Genomic DNA, 20850 nt, shown 5'->3' on the forward strand with positions numbered 1-20850 from the left:
AGCTCCAATGACGCGCGCTACGCTTCATAACGCGCTGACGGCGGTACGCGCCTATCGCGGCGCGGCGCACGCGGCGCTGACCGCACGGTTGGCTGCAACCCCGATCGATGGTCAGCAGCGCGCGGCGCACGGCTTTGCATGGGTCGCGACGACGGTTGCGGCGCTGGATGCGACGATCGACTGGCTCGATGCGGGCAAAGAGGCGAATCCGCTCGACGCGAAGATCGCCACGCTTGCCTTTGCCGAGAGCATCGGACAGCTCGCCGGCGGTCTGCCGATGGGGCAGAATGAAATCTTCCGTCCCGCCGACCTTGGCGTCGGTGCGGCGGCGCGCGCACTTGCCGACGCCTGTGCCGATCTGCTCGACGCCGATCATGCCGCGACCCGCGCCGACGTCGCCGCCGCGCTCGCCGAAGGGCATTGGCCGAGCGAGACATTGCATGACGCCGACCTAGACGCGATCCGCGATCAATATCGCCGCTTCACCGACGCTGCGATCATCCCGCACGCGCACGGCTGGCATCTCGCCAACGATCTGATCCCCGACGCGACGGTGCAGGCCATGGCCGACCTTGGCACCTTCGGCGTCTGCATTCCCGAGGAGTTCGGCGGTCTTGGCCTCGGCAAGCTCGTCATGTGCATCGTCACCGAAGAGCTGTCGCGGGGGTGGATCGGCACCGGTTCGCTCGGCACGCGATCTGAAATCGCGGGCGAATTGATCGTGCTCGGCGGCACCGAGGCGCAGAAGGCCGAATGGCTCCCGAAAATCGCCAGCGGCGAGATTCTGCCGACCGCGGTGTTCACCGAACCCGACGTCGGCTCGGACCTTGGCTCGCTCCAGACGAAAGCGCGCCGCGAGGGACAACATTGGGTTATCGATGGCGCGAAGAACTGGATCACCCACGCAGCGCGCTCGGACCTGATGACATTGCTCGCGCGCACCGTCCCCGACGCAAAGGGCTATGCCGGACTGTCGATGCTGCTCGTGCCCAAGCCGCGTGGGAGCGAGGCCGAACCATTCCCCGCCGCGGGCATGAGCGGCAGCGAGATCGAGGTGCTCGGCTATCGCGGCATGCGGGAATATGCGTTGCAGTTCGACGGGATGACGGCGCATTCCGATGCGCTGCTCGGCGGCGAGGAGGGACAGGGCTTCAAGCAACTGATGCGAACCTTTGAGGGCGCACGCATCCAGACCGCGGCGCGCGCGGTCGGGGTGGCGCGCCGCGCGCTCGAACTCGGCCTCGATTATGCGCGCGGCCGCAAACAGTTCGGCAAGGCGATCATCCATTTCCCGCGCGTCGCCGACAAGCTCGCGATGAGCCTCGTCGATTTCGTGATGGCGCGCGAACTGAGCTATGCCGCCGCGCGCGCGAAGGATTCGGGCAAACGCTGCGATATCGAGGCGGGCATGGCGAAGCTGCTGGGCGCGCGGGCGGCGTGGGCGAATGCCGATGCGAGCCTGCAGATTCATGGCGGCAACGGCTATGCGCTCGAATATGAGATCAGCCGTGTGCTTTGCGACGCGCGTATCCTCAACATTTTCGAGGGGGCTGCCGAGATTCAGGCGCAGGTAATCGCGCGCGGGCTGGTCGAGGGCCGAAACTAGAGCCAGAGCAACGGCTGGCGCACCGGAAAATTGCGCACGACCTCCGCTGTCGTGGGATCGGGATCGAGGTGTTGCCAAAGCTTCAGCCAGTCGGCGCGTTTTTGTGCCATGGCGCCGAAGAGCAGGCTCGGCTGGCGCACCGGAAAGCCGTCCCAATATTCGATATCGGGCGGAAGCGGCCATTTGCTCTTGTCCGCGATAAACGGTGCCATCCATGCGATCGCGCCGCTGATCGAACGATCGTCGGAAGTCTGCCAGTCGATCAGCTCGCGGCCTCCGACGAGCCATGCTGTCGCCGCCAGCACGTCGAGATTGAAGAGTGAATAGGCATAGGGTTTGGTCCGCGCGAGTTCGAGCGGCTGGCGCCCGTCGCGTTCGATCTGGTTCGGGACGATGATCGTCTGCAGCCGGTGACGCGCTTCCTGAATCAGATCGTCGCGGCCGAGCAGTGCGGCGAACGACACCGTCTGGAGGAGCCAGCAGGTGCCATGATTGTTTTTTTCATCGCGTTCGGTGGTGCCGAAAGGAGAGGTGGTGAGCCAGTCCAGATATTCGGTGAACCAGCCCTCCACCCCCGCGCGGATCGCGGCATAGCCCGGCGCATCTTTGCGCGCGAACAAAGCTGCGGCGCGTGCGACCTCGACGATTTGCAGCGTGTCGATCACGCCGATCGCGCGGCCCGTGTTGACGCCGATGATCGCCTGCGCATGGTTGAGATTCGGGTTCATCCGCGTTTCCGGGTCGACGAACCAGCCACGAAGATGGCGCATCGTGGCGTCGGCGAACCGCGCTTCACCAGTTAGCTCCCAAAGCGCTGCGAGCGCCGGGACGGTGCGGCCGAAGGCGATCATCGCGTCGCGGTGACCGTCGAACTTGTCGGGGTTCGAACGGCCGTCGCGGCGCACATAGGCGCCGCCGGGATTCGCCGGATCGGGCCACCAATAATCGCCTTCGGAATAATAGTCCTGCGGCCCTGCGGGGCTGCGCGGCGCGGGAATAACGGCGATGGTGCGCGGCGCCGCAGCGAGCAGCGCGGCTGCCTGCGGCAGCAGGCGGCGGCGCTCGATCGCGCGAATGTCGGGCGTGTGAAATTGCGGGCGTGCCCATGCTGCCGGGGCGGCGAGCAAGGCGGCAAGGAGCAGCGAGCGGCGCGCAATCATGTCCTGTCCTTATCGGATGCGATGGCGCAGCAACAGGTCGCCGCTGATCGTGCGTGGATAGGCACTGGGGCCCCAGGCGTCGTCGGCGCGAACGAGCAACTCGTCGAGCATGTCGGCGGGCCAGCCCTGTTCCTTGTGAGGCCAGCTGGCCCCCCGGCCGCGATAGGCAGCGACATAATCGGTCGCCCCGCGCAGCGAACGCCCTTTTTCGACGGTGCGATAGAGGTCGATGCCAAGGCATGCCGCGCTGTCGGCAACTATATAGGCGGCATCGAGCGCATAGAGCGAATAATGGAAGCTGCGTGTGCGCGCCAGCTCTTTGGGCAGGGCGCCGGACGCGTCGACCTGCTGCGCGATCCGCGCTTTTGGAAAGGCGAGGGCGATCCTGCGCGCGATCTCCGGTTTGCGCGCGAATAATGCGAAGCGTGCAACCTGCGCATCGTACCACAGGCCGTGGTTGTTCGATGCCTTGCCCTCCGCCTTGCCGTTGGCGCTCTTCAGCATCCAGTCGAGATAGCGCGCGAACCAGCTTTCAAGCGCGCGGGTCTCGTCCGGCGTCAGCGCGCCCGACGGGGCGATCAGCCCTGCGGCGTCGATCACCCCGATGAAGCTGGCTCCATCGAGCACGCCCTCGGCGCGGCCATTCGAGACGCCCGGCACCGCCTGCGCAAAATTCATATGCGGGTTCATGGCGGTCCCCGGATCGAGGAACCATGTGCGGATCACGCGCGCCGCGCCCTCGGCATATTTGCGCTCGCCACTGTAATAGAAAGCGAGTGCGAGCGTGTCCGCGTCGCGCGCCATGCGGCTCAGCGCCGTGCGATCGAAACGATTGCTTTCGACGTCGGGGTTGGTGTCGCCGTCGCGGCGGACATAAGCGCCCTTGGGGTTTGCCGGGTTCGGCCACCAGTAACGCGCAAGGCTGACATAGTCGTGGCGGTCGCCCGAAACGGGGATGCTGCGCTTGTCCATCACCGAGGCGGATTTCGCCGCGAGTGCCTTGTCGGCGCGCCGGATCAGTTCGTCGTAAGCCGCTTTGATCGCCGGATCGTTCGGCAGCGCCGTCTTGATCGCTTCGAGATCGTCCGGGTGCAGCGAGAAGGTGCGGCGCCCATCGAACGATGCCGCATAGCCGTCGCTCGCCTGACAGGCGGGAGCCGGGGAAAAAGCCGCCGCCGCGGATGGAAAATACGCGGCGGCGGCCAGTATAGCCCAAGGGAGTCGGGCTAAAGTCGTTCGCTTCACAGGCGGACCCGGAAGCCGAAGAAATATTGCGGGCCGCTGCGCGATACCTCGGCGATGCTGTCGTATCCGCCCTTGTACATGATATCCTGCGTGTTCGTGACGTTGAGCGCCTGCAGCTTGAGCTGGACATTTTTGGTGATGTCGTACTGTGCCGACAGGTTGAGGTAGGTGCCGCCGCGGATCTCGCGATTGGTGCCGCCATTCGGCTTGTAATAACCCGAGCGGTAACGAAGGTTCGCGCGGAGCGAGAGGCCCCATTTTTCGAACCACACCGATCCGCTCGCGGTCCATTTCGACAGGCCGATGAGGTTCGCCGGATCGACATAGTCGGCGATCGGCGAGGTGTCGGGATATTCGAAATTGGCAAAGGCGCGGTTGACCGATCCCTGCACGCCGAAGCCATCGAGCGGGTCGGGCAGCCAGGTGAAGGCATGGCTCGCGGTCGCTTCGATGCCATACAGATGCCGCGTCTCGAGGTCGTTCGAGGGTGCGACGGGGTTGATCGTGAAGGTCTCGGTCACCGGTGTGCCGCCATCGCGGATCGTGGTGACGGTGATGTCCGACGGGATCGGTTCGGAGCGGCCGATCACCGTACCCTTTGCCCATTTATAATAGCCCGCGACCGAGATCAGCGTGTCCTGCGACGCGTAAAGTTCGAGGCTGGCGTCGAGGTTCCATGCGCGCAACGGCTTGAGGTTCGGGTTGCCGGTGGTCGCGTTGAAGATGATGTTGTCGACGCCCGTCGCCGACGTCGTCGGGTTGAGGTTCACCCCCGCGCCGAAGCTTTCGATCCCCGACCGCGCGATGGCGCGATAGGCGGCGAGGCGGAGTTTGACCTGCTGCGAGAGTTCGAAGGCGATATTCGCCGACGGCAGGAAATAATTATAGCTGCCCTTGGCTTTGTTGGTCTGGAGCTGGCCTGCCGGATCGACGCCGATCGAATAGGTGTCGCCGACGGTGTCGATCACGATGCGATAGGGCTGGCGAAAACCGATCGAGGTGATGTCGGTCTTGACCCAGCGCAGGCCGATATTGCCGCTGAACGGCACGCTGCCCGCATCCGACGCGAAATTGGCCATCGCATATGCGGCATAGATGCGCTCGGTGACGTCGATGTCGCTGGGGTCGCGGCCGTCGGCGGGATAGGGCAATGCGTCATCCGAACCGGCGAAAGTACGGAACAGGCAGTCGTTATCGAACGTCGCCCATTTGGTGACGTTCGTGCCCATGCCGCGCATGTAGCTGGTGGTGGTGAAGGGGACGCGGCAGTTCTGGTTTGCTTGGGTGATCAGCGCGGTGACCTGTGCCGGGGTGCCAGGAATGGTGTTGAGATCGTTGTTGCGCGCATTGTCGTTGGTGCGCTGGTGATCCGACACGCGCCCGCCGAATTTCACGCTGGTGATGAAGCCGTCGAGTTCGCGGTCGATGTCGAGCCGTGCGGCCCATATCCGATCCTTGCGGTCGGTGACGAAGCGGTTGCGCGCATAGACGGCATTGTTCGCGGTCGCGAGGAAGAGGTTGGGGTCGGTGATATCGAAATTGTCGAACTCGACGACCGGCACGACATCGTCGCCCTCATAGGTCAGCGTGTAGCCGACGCGGCGCGTCGAGCGCATGCGCGTCTGTTTCTGCGTTTCGGTGCGATGGCTGTTCGAATAGGAGGCGTCGAAGGCGACGTTCCAGCGGTCGGGCGACCAGATCAGGCTGAGCCCACCGCCAAGATATTCCTCGACGCGGCGCCGCATTTCGAGCTGGTTTTCAAGGTTCGAATTGCCGCGATAGCTGATGAGGGCGCCGGGCGAATAGCCGTTGCTGCCATTGCCGATGATCAGCGGCTGGACCCCGCGCAGTCCCTCGGTAATGCCAAGGACGTTGCGGTCCTCGAGACTGTTGCGCTTCGAATATTGGCCGTCGAGGGCAATCTCGAAATCGGGCGAGGGGCGCCACTGGATCGCGCCGATCAGCCCGTCGCGCACTTCCGACGTGGTTTGGGTCCGGAAGCTGCGCGACGAATTGGCGAAATAGGCATCGCCGCGGGTCTCGCCGACCAGCACCGGCGGTGTACCGGCGCTGCGCGGCCCTGTGGCGAAGGTACAATTCTGGTTGGCGCCGGCGCCCGTCTGTACCGCCGTCGTTCCGGTCAGCTGGAAGGGGTTGTTCGCCGAGGTGTTGCAGAGCTGGAAAGTCGAATTGGCGTTGTAATAATCCTCGGGCGCGGTCGTGTCCTGCCGCTGGTAACCGATCGATATGCCGATATCGCCAAGCCCGGTCGAGAACTGGTCGGTGTAAGAGAAGTTGGCGCGATAACCGAGGCCGTCGTGCTGATAGACGTCATTGTCCTGCGGCTGGAAATCGCCGCGCACCTCGAACTGGACGCGGCGCTTGCCATAGTCGAGCGGCTTCATCGACTTGAGCTCGATAATTCCGCCGACGCCGCCTTCGAGGAAGTCGGCGCGCTGCGATTTATAGACGAGCACGCCGTTGACGAGTTCCGACGGGAATTGCTGGAACGCGACCGAGCGGTCGGGGCCCGCAGTCGACACCTCGCGCCCGTTGAAGGTCGAGAAGCTGAGCGTCGGGCCGAGGCCGCGCACCGACAGCTCGTTGGCATTGCCCTTGAAGCGGTCGGCCGAGACGCCGACGATACGTTCGAGTGTGTCGCCAACCGAGTTGTCGGGGGTCGCGCCGATCTCGTCGCTTACGAGGCCGTCGACGACGACGTCGGCGGCGCGTTTGAATTCGATCGAGCTCCGCTGCGTTGCGCGGGTGCCGGTGACGAGGATCTCGTCGCCGCTATCGACCGCTGCGGGCTGGTCGCTTTCGATTTCGGCGGGTGCTTCCTGCGCCTGTGCGGGCAGGGCGGCGAAAAGCGCCGCCGAGGCCAGCAAGGCTGCGCGGGCCGGCAAGGCCGATGGTGACTTCATTTCCCTCTCCTCTTTTTTGCCGCCGCCGTCCGCGACGCTGACCCGCTTGATACCGGTGTCATTTTTATATGTAATACAACTTGAGAAATGTATTACAACTTTGAGAAGGTAAGTCAATTGCCTGCATCGTGTGGACGAAGGCGGGCCGGTTTTGATGATCCGTTCCTTTTATATCAATGTTTTAGCTGTTTACTTGACAGATCGTACATAGCGGTTCCGGCGAGCAGATAGGCGCCGCTGCCATAGAATTGCGTTTCCGTTGCCGATACGCTGTCGGGGCGATCGCCAACCTGTTGAACCCAGCCGAGCATGCCGTCGGGCTGCACCGCGCGCTGCAATGCAGCCCATCCGCGCACGGCCGAAGGCTGATAGGTCGCGCGATCGAGCAAGCCGTTGTCGACCCCCCAGGCAAAGGCATAGGTGAAAAACGCGGTTCCGCTCGATTCGGGCGGGGCGCCGGGGTCGTTGTCGAGCAGCGAGGCGGGCCAGTATCCGTCGGCCTTTTGCAGCGTGACGAGCCTTGCCGCCATGCCCTTGAACAGCTTCTCGTAATAGGGGCGCTGCGGATCCTTTTTGTCGAGCACCTGCAGCACGCGCACGAGACCGCCCATCACCCAGCCGTTGCCACGGCTCCAGAACAGCTTGCGGCCCTTCGCGTCGCTCATGTCGAAGAAACGGCTGTCGCGAAAATAGAGCTGCTCCGACGGATCGAAGAGATAGTCGGTCGTCGCCTTCCACTCCTGATGCACGAAATCGGCGTAGCGCCTGTCGCCCGTTGCCTTGGCGAGACGGAGCATCGTCGGTGGCGCCATGAACAGCGCATCGCACCAGCACCACCGGTCGGTGCAGGTCGACGTACCCTTGCCGGGCGCGACCGGGATGAATTCGAGTCCGATCGTCGGGCGATTGGCGAGCACATGGTCGAAATAGGCGCGCGTCGGCGCAATCGCTTTCCTGCCTTCGCCATTTTGTGCTGCCCATAGCCAAGCCTGTCCGATCAACTGGTCGTCGGCGTGAAACGGCAGGTCGCCCATCTGCCATTTTTCGGCGCGGCCGAGGTCGAGGAGCGGTTTCGCATAGGCCTTATCGCGGTTCGCGAGTTCGGTGAGCGCGATCCAGAAGGTCGCCTGCTGCCAGTCGCGCACTTCCTGCACGCTTTTGCGCGCTGCAGGCATCGTCGCCCAGTTGGTGCGATTCGCAAGCTGCCAGTCGGCCACACGCTTCGTTTCGGCCAGTATCACCGCGGGCTTGGGCATGACGGGCTCGGCCGGAGCGACCGCGGCGGCGGGGCTGCTCATCATCAGGGCAAAGAGGCTCAGCGACATGGTGTTTCCTTTATGGGCGTGAGGGCGATCGACGAGAGGGTGAGGCGCAGCGGCGCGTTCGACGACAGCGCGAAGGGGGCTGTGACATTGTCGAGGCGGACGTCGGGAAGGCAGGAAAGCGGGATCGAAAGGCTCTGCCAGCCCTTGCTCGCGATCGCTGCGAGGCGCGGCCCGATATCGAGGCGCGCGGTACAGCCGGGACCGCAGCGCAATTCGAGCGTCGCGGGCGCGGTTGGTGCCTGATCGATCTTGAGGTCGACCGTCAGTGCGAGCGATCCGGCGCCCGACAGATTGGCTGCGCGCGGATTGGCGACGATCAACGTCCCGCGCGACTTGCCCGCCCAGATGATTTCACGCGCATCCTCCTGCGCGTCGCGGTCGATCGGGCGCACCGCGATCGCGCCATTGTCGGCGGCGCCGCTGATCGCCTGCGGGCTGTCGTTCGCTCCGTCGATCTGCAGTTGGCGTGTGCCTATCGGCCGGCCGCGCGCGAAGATCGGGCCGGTGAGCGGCTGCTCGACGATAATGCCGGGGTCTTCGGAAAGCGCCCGCGCGCGTTTGCGGTCGGTCAGGGTCAGGCCGAAACCGAAAGGATAGAGCGGCTTGTAACCGGCATCGCCGACATTGAGCGGCGCCCCTCTGGCGTCGGCGGGCCATGAGAAGGGGAGCTTGCCTTTGAAGTCGGCCTTGCCGAACAGGATATCGGCGACGCCGCCGCCTTCGGATCCCGGCAACCACGCCGCGACGAACGCGTCGGCGGCGTTGATATGGCGATTGACCCACAAAGGGCGCCCCGAAAGAAAGACCGCCACGACGGGAATGCCCGCAGCCTTCAGCCGGTTCATTATGTCCAGATTGCCGCGCGTGTCGTCGAAATAGAGGTCGGCGCGGTCGCCCTGAAACTCGGCATAGGGGTCCTCGCCGAATACGATAATCGCGGCATCGGGCTTTGCCGAATAGCGGCCATCGACCACGAGTTCGGCGGAGCCGCCGCCCGCCTGCGCTACGTCACGCACCCCCGCGAAGATCGATGTCGCGCCGGGGAAATGTTCGGGCCGTGTGCCGGTGCCCTGCCAGGTCAGCGTCCAGCCGCCGGACTGTCTCGCGACATCGTCGGCGCCGTCGCCCACCACGAGTATGCGCGCATCGGCCTTGAGCGGGAGGATGCCGTTGCTCTTGAGCAGGACGAGCGATTCGCGCACCGCTTGTCGCGCAATCGCGCGATGCTCGGGCGCGCCGAGCAGATCATAGCGCGCGGCATAGGGGCGCGACGAAGGCCTGCCTGCCCCGAAAAGCCCCGCGCGCAGCTTGACCCGCAAGATACGGCGCACCGCATCTTCGAGCCGTCCCATCGGTAGCGCGCCCGACCGCGCTGCGGCGAGTGTCGAGGCGTAAAGGCCCTTCCAGCTCGCGGGCCCCATATAGATGTCGAGCCCCGCAGCGATCGAGGCAGGGCAGTCGGTCGGGGTGCAGCCCGGCACCTTGGCATGGCCGTCCCAATCGCCGACAACGAGCCCGTCGAAGCCCCAGCGCTGTTTGAGAACGCCGGTCAGCAGGCTGACGTTGCCGTGCATCTTGACGCCATTCCATCCCGAGAAGCTGGCCATCACGCTTTGCACGTCGGCCTTGAGCGCGGCGACATAGGCGGGGGCGTGGAGCCGAATCAGTTCGGCCTCGTCGATTCTCGCATCGCCGCGGTCGCGACCGTCCGCTGTGCCGCCGTCGGCAAGGAAATGCTTGGCCGTCGCGATGATATGCGGGCCCCTGAGCCAGTCGGGATCACCGCGCCGTCCCTGGATCCCGTGGACGAGGGCTGCGGCATAGGATTCAGCGATGGCGGGATCCTCGCCAAAGCTTTCATAGGTGCGGCCCCAGCGGTCGTCGCGTGCGACCGCGATCGTCGGCGCAAAGGTCCAGTCGAGCCCGGTGACGCGCATCTCGATCGCTGTCGCTTGCCCGATCTTTTCCATCAGCGCCGGGTTCCGTGCTGCGCCAAGGCCGATATTGTGTGGAAACAATGTCGCGCCGACGATATTGTTATGGCCGTGGACCGCATCGGACCCCCACATCACCGGGATGCGCGGCAGGTTGCCGTTCGGGCGCATCGACGCGTCATAATAGGCGTCGGCGGCTGCGACCCATGCCGATGCGGGGCCGAATTCATCGCCGCCGGGCGACGAACTGCCGCCGTTGAGGATCGAGCCGAGATGATAGGTCGCGACGTCTTCGGGTGTCGTGCTGCCGATATCGCCCTGGATGATCTGACCGACCTTCTGCTCGATCGACATCGCCGCGATCAGGGTGTCGATTCGTTGCTCGATGGCGGGGTCGGTGACAGGCGCTGCCAGTGCGGGCCAGGATTCGGGATGCACGGCCCCGGTGGCCTCGGCGGCCGCCGACGCGGAGCCTGCAAACAGCGCTGCCGTGGACAGGCTTGCCACGGTCAGGGCGCGCCAGGCGCTTCGCATCACTCAATCTCTCCCATGTGAAACGGTCGGGTTTTTACCTTGACACCGGTGACATATCTCTTTCCTTTTGATGCGAGTGTCAATAAGGTTGTCACACAACTAATCGATGTGGCGATGAGGGGATGGAATGCCGAAGATCGTGTCAGCCCGGGTGATATTGACCGCGCCGGGTCGCAATTTCACGACGCTGAAGATCGAGTGCGACGACGGGACGACCGGCGTCGGCGATGCGACGCTCAACGGCCGCGAACTCGCGGTTGCGGCCTATCTGTCCGAACATGTCGTCCCCTGCCTAATCGGACGCGATGCCCACCGGATCGAGGATATCTGGCAATATCTCTACAAGGGCGCCTATTGGCGGCGCGGGCCGGTGACGATGGCGGCAATTGCTGCGGTCGACATGGCGCTGTGGGACATCAAAGGAAAGGTCGCCGGGCTGCCGGTGTACCAGCTGCTTGGCGGCGCGGCGCGCGAGGGGTGCATGGCCTATGGCCACGCCAACGGAACGACGATCGAGGATACGATCGAGGCTGCGCTCGATTATCGGCGGCAAGGATATAGGGCGATCCGCCTGCAGTGCGGCGTGCCCGGGATGGCGTCGACCTATGGCGTCAGCAAAGATCGCTATTTTTACGAGCCCGCCGACAATGACCTGCCGACCGAGAATGTCTGGTCGACGGCGAAATATATGCGCGTTGTGCCCGAACTTTTCGCGGCGGCGCGCGAAGCGCTGGGCTGGGACGTCCATCTGCTCCATGACATCCATCACAGGCTGACGCCGATCGAGGCGGCGCGGCTCGGCAAGGATCTCGAGCCGTACCGGCCGTTCTGGATCGAGGATGCGACCCCGGCGGAGGATCAGGATGCATTCCGCCTGATCCGCCAGCATACGACGACGCCACTCGCGGTCGGCGAAATCTTCTCGTCGATCTGGGACTGCAAGGCGCTGATCGAGAACCGGCTGATCGACTATATTCGCGCGACTGTGCTCCACGCCGGCGGCATCACGCATATGCGCCAAATCGCGTCGCTCGCCGATCTCTATCAAATCCGCACCGGCTGCCACGGCGCGACCGACCTGTCGCCGGTGACGATGGCGGCGGCGCTGCACCTTGGTCTCGCGATCCCCAATTTCGGCGTGCAGGAATATATGCGGCATACGGACGAGACCGACGCTGTCTTCCCACACGCCTGGCGCTTTGAGGACGGCATGCTTCATCCCGGCGATGTACCGGGCCTAGGCGTCGATATTGACGAGGCGCTCGCCGAATCCTTTCCTTATGCCCGCGCCTATCTGCCGGTGAACCGGCTTGAGGACGGGACGATGTGGAGCTGGTGATGCGTTTGCCGTCTCTGGCGCTTGCCTTGCTGGTCGTACCAGCGGCCGGGCAGGAACATGAACCGCTTCGGCCGGCAACAGCGGAAGAGCAGAGGGTGCGCGCGGCGGTGGTGATCGCCGATTATCGTTTCGACGACCTGCTGTGGGAAAACGACCGGATCGCGCATCGCATCTATGGCCGCGCGCTCGAAAGAGCCGAGCCGCCCTCGTCGTCGGGGATCGACGTGTGGGGAAAGCGGGTGCGCTGGCCCTTCATGGACCGCCAACTGCGCACCGGCGATCAGCACGCCGACCATGGCGAGGGCATAGACTTCTATAATGTCGGTACCGGCCGTGGAACCGGCGGGCTCGGCATCTGGTACGACAACAAGCTTTGGACCTCGCGCAACTATGTCCGCCCGCGCATCCTGCAGTCGGGCGGAGACATTGCCGATTTTGCGGTCGATTATGATCCCTGGCCGGTCGATACGTTGCGCACGGTGCGTGAGACGCGGCGCTTCGCTTTGATGGCGGGGACGAATTTTACCCGGCTGACCTCGACCATCGCGTCGAGCAGCGAGGCCGAACTGATCGTCGGGATCGGAATCTCGAAACGGCCGATCAATGGGAGCAAGCTGGGCGAGATCCGGCAGGATCGCGCGAACGCGCGCATGAGCTGGTGGGGCCCTGCCGATGGCGAAAAGGGCCGGATGGCGGCGGCCGTGATGGTCGACCCGGCTGCCTTTGCCGGCTTCGTCGAGGACGCCGACAATTATCTGATCCTCGTTCGCGTCCAGCCGGGCACGCCGTTTGTCTATTATAGCGGCGCGGCGTGGGATCGCGGAGGCGACTTTGCGAGCGCGGTTGCGTGGAATAGCTATGTCGATGCGCAGCGGCCTGATTTCCGGCCCTAGCCAGTTTCGCGGCGCAATGATAACGCAGCATCCATGGCGGTAACCAAGGCGGCGTCGCTGGCGGACGATCTCGTCCAGCGCTTCGAGGAACAGATCGAAACGGGCGAAATGCCCGTGGGATCACGTTTCCCGACCGAAAAAGACATCACTGAGACGTTCGGCGTCAGCCGCACCGTCGTGCGCGAGGCTTATTCGCGCCTCGCGGCGCGCGGCCTGCTCGTGTCGCGGCGCGGATCGGGGGCCTATGTCCCCGACGGAGCGCAATATCGCGCCTTCCAGGTGACCGCCGAGGAAGTCGGCGAGATCGATGATGTCTTGAAGCTGCTTGAGATGCGAATGGGGTTCGAAGCCGAGATGGCGGACCTTGCCGCGCGCCGCCGGACCGATGCCGATCTGGCCGCACTACGTCATGCGCTCGACGCGATGGAGGAAAGCAGCGACGTCGATGCGTCGGTCGCTGCGGACGCCGCCTTTCATGCGGCGATCGCGAGCGCGACAGGCAATTCCTATTTTCTGCGCTTCACCCAGTTTCTCGGCGTGCGCCTTGTCCCCTCGCGGCGGCTCTACCTGCAGGGCGACGATCCGGTTCAGCACCAGCGCTATGCCCATACGATCAACCGCGACCATGAGGCGATCGTCGTTGCGATCGAGGCGGGCGACCCCGTGGCTGCGCGGCGCGCGGCACGCCGCCACATCGAAAAATCGATCCTGCGCTATCGGACACTTAAGGAGAGCCGTTAAGCCAACTTCCCTTGGTCAGCCGAATCACTCGACACGGTCGGCCGGGAATGGGGCAGGCGGGAAATTAGCTATCTACTGACCTTGATTTCGACTCGTGATGCTCTATTCCAAGCCCGTGCAAGGCGACCCCGACAATTATATAAGCCTGCTGTCTGCCGCGCAGATCGAAACGTTGCGGCATGTTTACGAGCATAAAAATTCCAAGCAGATCGCGCGCCTGATGAACGTCTCGCCGCACACGGTCGACGAGCGGGTGCGCCGGGTGTTAAAGAAACTTAATGTTTCTAACAGGATAGAGGCTGCGCGTATCCTGGCGGTTAACGGTGTCTTCGATCATGTTACCCCTTATCAGCCTTTGACATATCAATTGATCGACCTTGGCGACGTTTCCCCGTCCGACGATGCGGATCCGGGGCGCAGTTCGTTTCGGCGATTATTCGATATAGGTTCGCCATTTCCTACCGCGTCCCAGCCGGCCAACCGGCACGGGTTGATGGAAAGGATAATCTGGCCGATTTTGATCGCATTCGCGACAATCTTGGCTTTCTCCGCCCTCTATTCGATCCTTGTCGGGCTCGGTCGTGTTTTGACTTGATGCTCGAACGAATGCTGCGGGGGGGAACCGGTAGCATTCTTTTTCAAGGAAAAAGAACATGCTGAATCAACGAGTTTCTGCGGCGAAGAAGATCGCTTCCGACCTGCACCATGCCGAAGACGCCATCGACGAAGCGATGATCCGTATCGCCCAGCTTGCCGCGACGCTGCCCACCGCGCGCCGCGAAACCAACATGTCGGCGATCGTCGGCCAGGAAGCGATGGCAAAGGTCGCACATGCGCTCGCGGCCGCCGGCGAAGTCCGTCAGCTGCTTACCGATGCGCATCTGGCGCTGACGGTGACGCAGAAGGAAGTCGGGCTTGGCACGCGGATGTTCGGGGCGGGTGTGAAGCCGGCCGCCGCAAAGCTGGTCGACCAAGGCAGCAACGATCGCTCGGGCGACGGCGCTGCTACATTCGCGAAGGCCGGTTGATCCGCAAGAAAGGCTGACAGCCACAATGTGGTCCGTCGCGATCTATTATGTTGTTCTGCTCATCACGGTGGCCGTCGCGATCCGACGCGGCGGGCCGCTGGAACGCTGGGCGGCCTATACAGCGCTGATCGCCTCGGTCCTTACCAGTGCCGTGACACCTTTCCCGACCTGGGCCGATATTGAACTGAATATCTTCATCATAGACGTGCTGGTTCTGCTGAGCTTCTGGTTCATCGCCATGAAGACCCACAGTTTCTGGCCTTACTGGATCACCGGATGGCAGCTCATTGCTATCTTTGGCCACATCCAGAAATATATGTTTTCGGAGATATTGGCGCGACCCTATTCGCTCCTCTCGGTCTATATATCGTACCCGATCCTGTTGCTGATTATCTACGCATCGGGGTCGCACAGTCGGCGGAATGACGTCACGGTCTGATGTGGCTGCCCAAAGGGCATCTTCACATGCAGCAATTTTCGAACCAAGAAATTGCCGAACTGAAATCGCGGGTCGATCAGATCCACGAACTGCTTGCGGGCCGCGGCGAGGAATCGTCGCCCGTGGGTCTGCGCGTCGTCGATGCCGACGGAACGTCCATCAAGGCGGGGCTGCTCGACCAGCTGTCGTTCAGCATTCAGATCCGGCGCCTTCGTCGCAGCCATTTCGGCACGGCTGAAATGTCCGGCCCGGTGTGGGACATGATGCTCGACCTGATGCTGGCGGGCGCGCACGGCCGCGTGCTGAGTGCGAGCGACCTTGCGACCGGCGCGGCGGTTCCGCTGTCGTCGGGATTGCGCATGATCAGCGCGCTGGAGAAGCAGGGATTCGTACATCGCTCGATCGACGAGCGCGACCGGCGGCGTACCATCGTCCGGCTGACCGATGTCGGAACCGAGCGCATGGCAAGCTATTTCGAGAAAATCGGCACCGCCTGGCAGGGCGGGCAAACGCTGGCAGCCTAGCCCCCGGACCGGGTGCGGGCCGACTGGTCGCGCGCGTCGCACCTGGTCCCCCCTATTCGGTCATTTCCTTCATCATGCGGTCGACCTTGATCATTGCTTCGCGCTTGATCTGGCAGATGCGCGCGGCGCTGACGTCGAGCGTCAGCCCGATTTCGTGCAGGTTGAGTTCCTCGAAGAAATAGAGCTGCAGGACCATCTGTTCGCGCTCGGAGAGGCGTCCGACGCACTGGCGCAGCGCCCCCATCAGATCGTCCCGCTCGCACCGCTCGTCGGCACCTTCGTCTTCGTCAGCGGCAAGGAAGGCGCCGATATCGGTCAACTCGTCGAGCGAGGTCGAACGGCCGTGCGTCGCATTGCGTTCGAGCGCGAAATAGTCCTCGGCCGACATATCGAACGCCACCGCCATTTCGGCGGGGGTCGGCGCGCGCATCAATTGTTGTTCGAGCGCGGCGCGCATCGCGTGGATCCGCTTTGCGGCGACCATCGCCGAACGACCGACATCGGCCTCGCGGCGCAGCTGGTCGATCATCGCGCCGCGGATGCGGGTCGTGGCATAGGTGGCAAAGGCAAACCCGCGTTCTTCATAGTTGCGGCTCGCCTCGATCAGCGCGATCAGCCCCGTCTGGATCAGGTCGTCGAGTTCGCTCGTCCGCGACACACGCGAAAACACCTGCCAGGCGATCTTGCGGACCAGCGGCGAATATTCCTCGACCAGCGCCTCGACGCTTTCCCCATAGCCGCGTGCGCGCGACGTCCGGCTGGTGGCCCCGGCAAATTGCTCGGCGGGCTCAATTCTCATGCGGTTGGTCCTCCATGTGGGCATCGGGCCCGGACGCGAGGCGCGGTACTTCGGCGCCGATCGTCGCGACGATTTCGGTCTGCTTGGTCGCCGGTATTTCGAGATAGGAAATGACGGCGACGTCGGGGAAGGTGGCGCGCACGAGACGCGAAAGAGCGGAACGGCAGATCGGCGATGCGACGAGCGCGAAGCTGCGCGTCTGCAAAAGCAGAGGTTCGACCGCTTGGCCGACCTGTTCGATGATCGTCATCGCCATGCCATGTTCGAACGGCCATTCGGCGGCCGGGTTCGCGCGCACCGCCTGGTTGAGCAGCACTTCGACCTCGGGGCTGAAGGTGACGACGGGCAGCGGCATCCGGCTCGGCACGATCGTCTGCACGATCAGCGCGCCGATGCGCTGGCGCACCGCTTCGATCAGGTCGATCTCGCCCAGCTGTTGCGGCGACAGCGCGACCATCGCCTCGGCGATCTTGCGGAAATCGCGGAGCGGCACGCGCTCGACGAGCAAGGATTTGCAGAGGCTTGCGACGCGCGGCAGCGAATAGCCTTGCGGGCTGAGGTTCTGCGCAAGCTGCGGATAATGCGTCTTGAGATTGTCGATCAGCGCCTGGGCATCGTCGATGCCGAACAGTTCGGCGGCTGAACCGACGATGCTGTTGTTGAGGTGCGTTGCGACGACGGTTGCCGGATCGACGACGGTGTAGCCCGCGGCGATCGCATCATTCTGCATCGCCTTGGGAATCCAGAGCGCGTCGAGGCCGAAGGTGGGATCCTTGCACGGGCGGCCGGCGACCTTGGTGACGAGATCGCCCGAATCGAGCGCGAGCATTTCGTTGGGGAAGACCTCGTCCTCGCCGACGATCACCCCGGCGACCGAGATGCGATAGACGTTGCCGGGCAGCGAAAGGTCGTCGGTCACTTTCACCGGTGGAACGACGAAGCCGAGTTCCTTCGACAATTGGCGGCGGATGCCGGTGATGCGCGTCATCAGCGGCGAACCCTTGCGTTCGTCGACGAGGGTGACGAGCGCGTAGCCGATCTCGAGCTGGCATGCGCTCGCGTCGCTGACGTCGGCCCATTCGATATGCGACGGGTCGGGTGCGGGCGCGACGGGTTCGGGCAGGTCGGCGACGGCGGCCTCGGCGCGGCGGAGTTGCCAACCGACCGCAAATGCGAGTGCGGCGGCGGGCAGGATCAGCATCTGCGGCATCGCGGGAACGAGGCCGAGGATGAAAAGGATGCCGCCAACCGCCATCCAGATGGTGGGCGAGGAAAACTGGCTGCCGATCTGGCCGCTGAGGTCGAAGGGCGAGGTCACGCGGGTGACGATCGCGGCGGCCGCAATCGAGAGCAGCAGCGCCGGAATCTGCGCGACGAGCGCGTCGCCGATCGCGAGCGTGATATAGGTGCTGCCGGCTTCGGACAGGCTGAGGCCATGGCTGAAGATGCCGAGGATCAGCCCGCCGACGATGTTGACGAACAGGATCAGCAGGCCGGCGACGGCGTCGCCCTTCACGAATTTCGAGGCACCGTCCATCGAGCCATAGAAATCGGCTTCGGTGCCGACTTCGACGCGGCGTGCCTTGGCCTCTTCGGGTGTAAGCAGCCCGGCGTTCAGGTCGGCGTCGATCGCCATCTGCTTGCCGGGGAGGGCGTCGAGGGTGAATCGCGCCGACACTTCGGACACGCGTCCTGCGCCCTTGGTGATCACGATCAGGTTGATGATCATCAGGACGAAAAAGACGAACAGGCCGACGATATAGTCACCGCCGATCAGCACCTGGCCGAACGCCTCGATCACATGGCCCGCCGACGCGGTGCCTTCGTGGCCGTGAACGAGCACGACGCGCGTCGAGGCGACGTTGAGCGCGAGCCGGAACAGCGTCGCGAGGAGGAGGACGGTCGGGAATGCCGAGAAGTCGAGCGGTTTCGACGCCTGCAGTGCGACCATCAGGATGAGCAGGCTGATCATGATGTTGGCGACAAAGCTGATGTCGAGGATCAGCGGCGAAACCGGGATCACCATCAGTCCGACGACGATCAGCATCCCCGCCGGCAAAGCCGAGAGGCTGGCGATGCGCGAGAAATTGCGGAGGTTGAAACCGTCGGTCATGCCGCGCCTCCCGAAAGCGACGCGAGCCGCCGATAGGCATCGGCGGCAAAGCCCATCGAGAGCTTTTTGGGCATAGGCTGGATATCCATCATTTGCAGGGGCGGACGCCCCCCTCCGTTGCCTGGGCCGGCAAGTCCGATCGAGCTGCTCGCTTGCACGTGCCAACCCCCGGGGGCGAAGGGCTTCATATTTTCGATCTTGCCGCCGCCATCCTCGAGCTTCACGCGAAAGCGTTCGCGGATCTCGGCGAGACTGCGCATGCTGCCGTCGGGCGCGTAAAAGACCGACCGGTTCGCGGCGGCGGCCTCGGGCATCATCGATGCGCCGGGCTGGTCAGGGTTCGTTTCGAGCGCCGTCAGGAATTTGGCGGCGCCGCCGCTCCCGAGGAAATGCGCAAGATAGAGGTCGACCGGTTCGGCGGCGCGGCCGATACGACTTTCAAGATAGTCGCGATTGTCGCCGGTCAGCGCAGCGGCCATGCTCGACGATGCCGTCGGATCGTCGCGCAGGTCGAGAATCTGCTGGCGGAGCACCGGATCGGCGACCGTCAGCCGTCCCGACGCGTCGCGGCCGATCGCATCGGCCGCCCAGGCGAGCCCATGGTTGGCGCCATGGCGGTCGAGGGTCGCGAGCCAGGTCTGTTTTGTGAACTGATACAGTCCGCGCGCCGAAGAAGTTGGCGCCTTTGCGGTCGGATTATAGCCGCTTTCGACGCGTGCGACGTCGAACAGATAATCGAAATCGATCCCCGTGCGCGCCGACGCGCTCTGCACCGCATCCAGGACGGGTGCGGCGATGCGGGTCGCGGCATTGGGATTGTTGATTGCGTTCATGGCTCTTGGTTCCGCTTGTTCAGCAGACCAAAAGCAATCATCGTGCCATTTCGCGGAAACGGCAGTGAATTATAGGGTTATCAGTAGCTTAAAGCCGCTCCGCGCGGACGCGTGCCACGGATCTCGTGGTTCTTGTCAATCCTCTGACGCGTCCAGTTCTTCAATATGTTGACGCGCATCGCGGCGGCTTCGAGCTGACCGAGCGTCTGCCCGATCAGTGCCCGCGCGCGATGTTCGCTGCCCGCGGGAACGTTCGCGCCGCGAAACAGGATGACGGCGGTCGCGAGTTCCTCGGTCGCCGCGATGATCGCGCCGGCGTCGTGCCCGTCGAGTGCGCCGACCAGTGTTTCGAGCCGCGTTTCAATTTCTTCCATCTGCGCCAGCATCATTCGGCCCCGCCGTGGAAGTCGAGCATTGCGCTGGCGATGATGGCGGGATGGACGCCGTAGCTGCCATTTGCGATCGCGGTGCGCAGCGATGCGACGCGCGCGACGTCGACTGGCGGCGCCTGTTCGGCGAGGCTGCTCGCGAGGCGGGTCAGGCGCGCGGTCGGCAGATTGTCCTGCGTCGGCTGGAGCTGCGCCGGGGCGCGCATCGCGGTCGTCGCCTCGCTGGCGACCCTGCGCAGCGGGCCGGCACGGCCGATGCCGCCGACTGGTCCGATCTTGCTGTCACCCGACATAAAAGCCTCCATCCGGTGCCGTCAGAAAAGTGACGACGCGGTTCACGAAGGCTTTAACGGATGGTGTATGCGGCGATTAAGGCGGCCCGTCGCAAAAAAGACAAAAGAAAGGCCCGGCGCCGTCGGAAAGCCGACAGCCCGGGCCAGATGGTGGGTAGAGAGGGCGTTTTCAGTCTTGCAGGATCGCGCGTCCGGCGCCGGTAACGGTGGCGCTGAGCGGTGATTTCGCGTCGGCACCGCGCAGCGCGATCGTCTCGCCGACGCGGCCGTCCTGCGTCGCGACGGCGGTGTAGCTGATCGAATAGCTTTCGGTTTCGATCGTGACGCGGACATTGTCGCCGCGTCGGATGACAAGGGCGCTCGCCGCAGGGCGAGCGAAGCTCGCGGCGATCGGTGCGGCGTCGGTGGGGCCCGTCATCGGGACGCGCAGGCGCCAGCCCAGCGAGGCGCAGCGAACCGCGAGCGTATGGGCGTCGACCGCGGTGACCGATGCCTGTTCGGGACAGCGCGCGAGCTTGATGCGACGGTCGATCGGGGTCGCGTTGCGGCCCATCGCGTTCGCGACCATGTCGGTCAGCACATCGATCGTCTGCCAATCCTCATTGCCCTGCTGGGCATAGGTCGCGACCGGGGCCGCGAACGACAGGGTGGCGGCGCATATGGCAAGGCGCGCGAGAGTGTTACGGGACAAGGTCCATCTCCTTCGGTCCAAAATGGTCGACCCTCATTAA

The 20850-nt window shown here is 64.1% G+C and carries 19 protein-coding genes; 8 read left to right on the top strand and 11 right to left on the bottom strand.

Features of this window, described 5'->3' with window-relative positions; translation table 11 throughout:
• Positions 1-7 precede the first annotated feature (7 nt).
• Entirely contained in the window at positions 8-1606 is a 1599-nt protein-coding gene (locus tag BLW56_RS08185) for an acyl-CoA dehydrogenase family protein (protein ID WP_093510049.1), read from the top strand.
• Here BLW56_RS08185 and BLW56_RS08190 read toward each other — a convergent pair.
• The 5 genes from BLW56_RS08190 to BLW56_RS08210 form a co-directional block, all read right to left on the bottom strand.
• Positions 1603-2766 (bottom strand): alginate lyase family protein, encoded by a 1164-nt coding sequence (locus BLW56_RS08190; RefSeq protein WP_093510050.1) that lies wholly within the window; start codon positions 2764-2766, stop codon positions 1603-1605. The two genes, BLW56_RS08185 and BLW56_RS08190, sit on opposite strands and share 4 nt — an antisense overlap.
• Positions 2767-2775: 9 nt before the next feature.
• Positions 2776-4011 (bottom strand): alginate lyase family protein, encoded by a 1236-nt coding sequence (locus tag BLW56_RS08195; RefSeq protein WP_093510051.1) that lies wholly within the window; start codon positions 4009-4011, stop codon positions 2776-2778.
• Positions 4008-6935: a TonB-dependent receptor gene (locus tag BLW56_RS08200; protein WP_093510052.1), complete on the bottom strand. Its 2928-nt coding sequence runs from the start codon at positions 6933-6935 to the stop codon at positions 4008-4010. Before BLW56_RS08200 ends, BLW56_RS08195 begins: the two co-directional genes overlap by 4 nt.
• Positions 6936-7108: 173 nt before the next feature.
• Positions 7109-8260: a glycoside hydrolase family 88/105 protein gene (locus BLW56_RS08205; RefSeq protein ID WP_093510053.1), complete on the bottom strand. Its 1152-nt coding sequence runs from the start codon at positions 8258-8260 to the stop codon at positions 7109-7111.
• A complete protein-coding gene (locus BLW56_RS08210; RefSeq protein WP_093510054.1) occupies positions 8251-10728 on the bottom strand; it encodes a glycoside hydrolase family 3 protein in 2478 nt (825 codons plus the stop codon). Before BLW56_RS08210 ends, BLW56_RS08205 begins: the two co-directional genes overlap by 10 nt.
• A 127-nt stretch (positions 10729-10855) precedes the next feature.
• Here BLW56_RS08210 and manD point away from each other — a divergent pair, with 127 nt between their 5' ends.
• The 7 genes from manD to BLW56_RS08245 all read left to right on the top strand — a co-directional run bounded on the left by manD (position 10856) and on the right by BLW56_RS08245 (position 15692).
• A complete protein-coding gene (gene manD / locus BLW56_RS08215) occupies positions 10856-12067 on the top strand; it encodes a D-mannonate dehydratase ManD (protein ID WP_093510055.1) in 1212 nt (403 codons plus the stop codon).
• On the top strand, positions 12067-12960 hold the full coding sequence (locus tag BLW56_RS08220; protein ID WP_093510860.1) for a DUF4861 family protein: 894 nt from the start codon (positions 12067-12069) through the stop codon (positions 12958-12960). The genes manD and BLW56_RS08220 overlap by 1 nt, the downstream gene beginning before the upstream one ends.
• A 33-nt stretch (positions 12961-12993) precedes the next feature.
• Positions 12994-13701 (top strand): FadR/GntR family transcriptional regulator, encoded by a 708-nt coding sequence (locus BLW56_RS08225; protein WP_093510056.1) that lies wholly within the window; start codon positions 12994-12996, stop codon positions 13699-13701.
• Between the two features lie 97 nt (positions 13702-13798).
• Positions 13799-14296: a response regulator transcription factor gene (locus BLW56_RS08230; protein ID WP_256203350.1), complete on the top strand. Its 498-nt coding sequence runs from the start codon at positions 13799-13801 to the stop codon at positions 14294-14296.
• A 58-nt stretch (positions 14297-14354) separates the two neighbouring features.
• Complete coding sequence (locus BLW56_RS08235; protein ID WP_093510058.1) at positions 14355-14729, top strand: hypothetical protein; 375 nt, start codon at positions 14355-14357, stop codon at positions 14727-14729.
• A 25-nt stretch (positions 14730-14754) separates the two neighbouring features.
• The gene (locus tag BLW56_RS08240; RefSeq protein WP_093510059.1) at positions 14755-15168 is read left to right on the top strand and encodes a hypothetical protein; all 414 of its coding nucleotides are present in this window, start codon (positions 14755-14757) and stop codon (positions 15166-15168) included.
• A gap of 26 nt (positions 15169-15194) precedes the next feature.
• Complete coding sequence (locus tag BLW56_RS08245; protein WP_093510861.1) at positions 15195-15692, top strand: MarR family winged helix-turn-helix transcriptional regulator; 498 nt, start codon at positions 15195-15197, stop codon at positions 15690-15692.
• 52 nt (positions 15693-15744) lie between these two features.
• Here the strand turns inward: BLW56_RS08245 and BLW56_RS08250 are convergent, their stop codons facing one another.
• The 6 genes from BLW56_RS08250 to BLW56_RS08275 all read right to left on the bottom strand — a co-directional run bounded on the left by BLW56_RS08250 (position 15745) and on the right by BLW56_RS08275 (position 20810).
• Complete coding sequence (locus BLW56_RS08250) at positions 15745-16491, bottom strand: sigma-70 family RNA polymerase sigma factor (protein ID WP_093510060.1); 747 nt, start codon at positions 16489-16491, stop codon at positions 15745-15747.
• Positions 16481-18604 carry a flagellar biosynthesis protein FlhA gene (gene flhA, locus BLW56_RS08255; RefSeq protein ID WP_093510061.1) on the bottom strand — a complete coding sequence of 708 codons (2124 nt, stop codon included), beginning with the start codon at positions 18602-18604 and terminating at the stop codon, positions 16481-16483. The genes BLW56_RS08250 and flhA overlap by 11 nt, the downstream gene beginning before the upstream one ends.
• Complete coding sequence (locus tag BLW56_RS08260) at positions 18601-19437, bottom strand: transglycosylase SLT domain-containing protein (RefSeq protein ID WP_093510062.1); 837 nt, start codon at positions 19435-19437, stop codon at positions 18601-18603. Before BLW56_RS08260 ends, flhA begins: the two co-directional genes overlap by 4 nt.
• 80 nt (positions 19438-19517) lie before the next feature.
• Positions 19518-19826, bottom strand: a complete 309-nt coding sequence (locus BLW56_RS08265) for a hypothetical protein (RefSeq protein WP_256203351.1) — start codon at positions 19824-19826, stop codon at positions 19518-19520.
• On the bottom strand, positions 19823-20119 hold the full coding sequence (gene flgM, locus BLW56_RS08270) for a flagellar biosynthesis anti-sigma factor FlgM (protein ID WP_177175878.1): 297 nt from the start codon (positions 20117-20119) through the stop codon (positions 19823-19825). Before flgM ends, BLW56_RS08265 begins: the two co-directional genes overlap by 4 nt.
• Before the next feature lie 169 nt (positions 20120-20288).
• The gene (locus BLW56_RS08275) at positions 20289-20810 is read right to left on the bottom strand and encodes a flagella basal body P-ring formation protein FlgA (protein WP_177175879.1); all 522 of its coding nucleotides are present in this window, start codon (positions 20808-20810) and stop codon (positions 20289-20291) included.
• Positions 20811-20850 lie beyond the last annotated feature (40 nt).

It is taken from the genome of Sphingopyxis sp. YR583 (assembly GCF_900108295.1).
Lineage (GTDB): Bacteria > Pseudomonadota > Alphaproteobacteria > Sphingomonadales > Sphingomonadaceae > Sphingopyxis.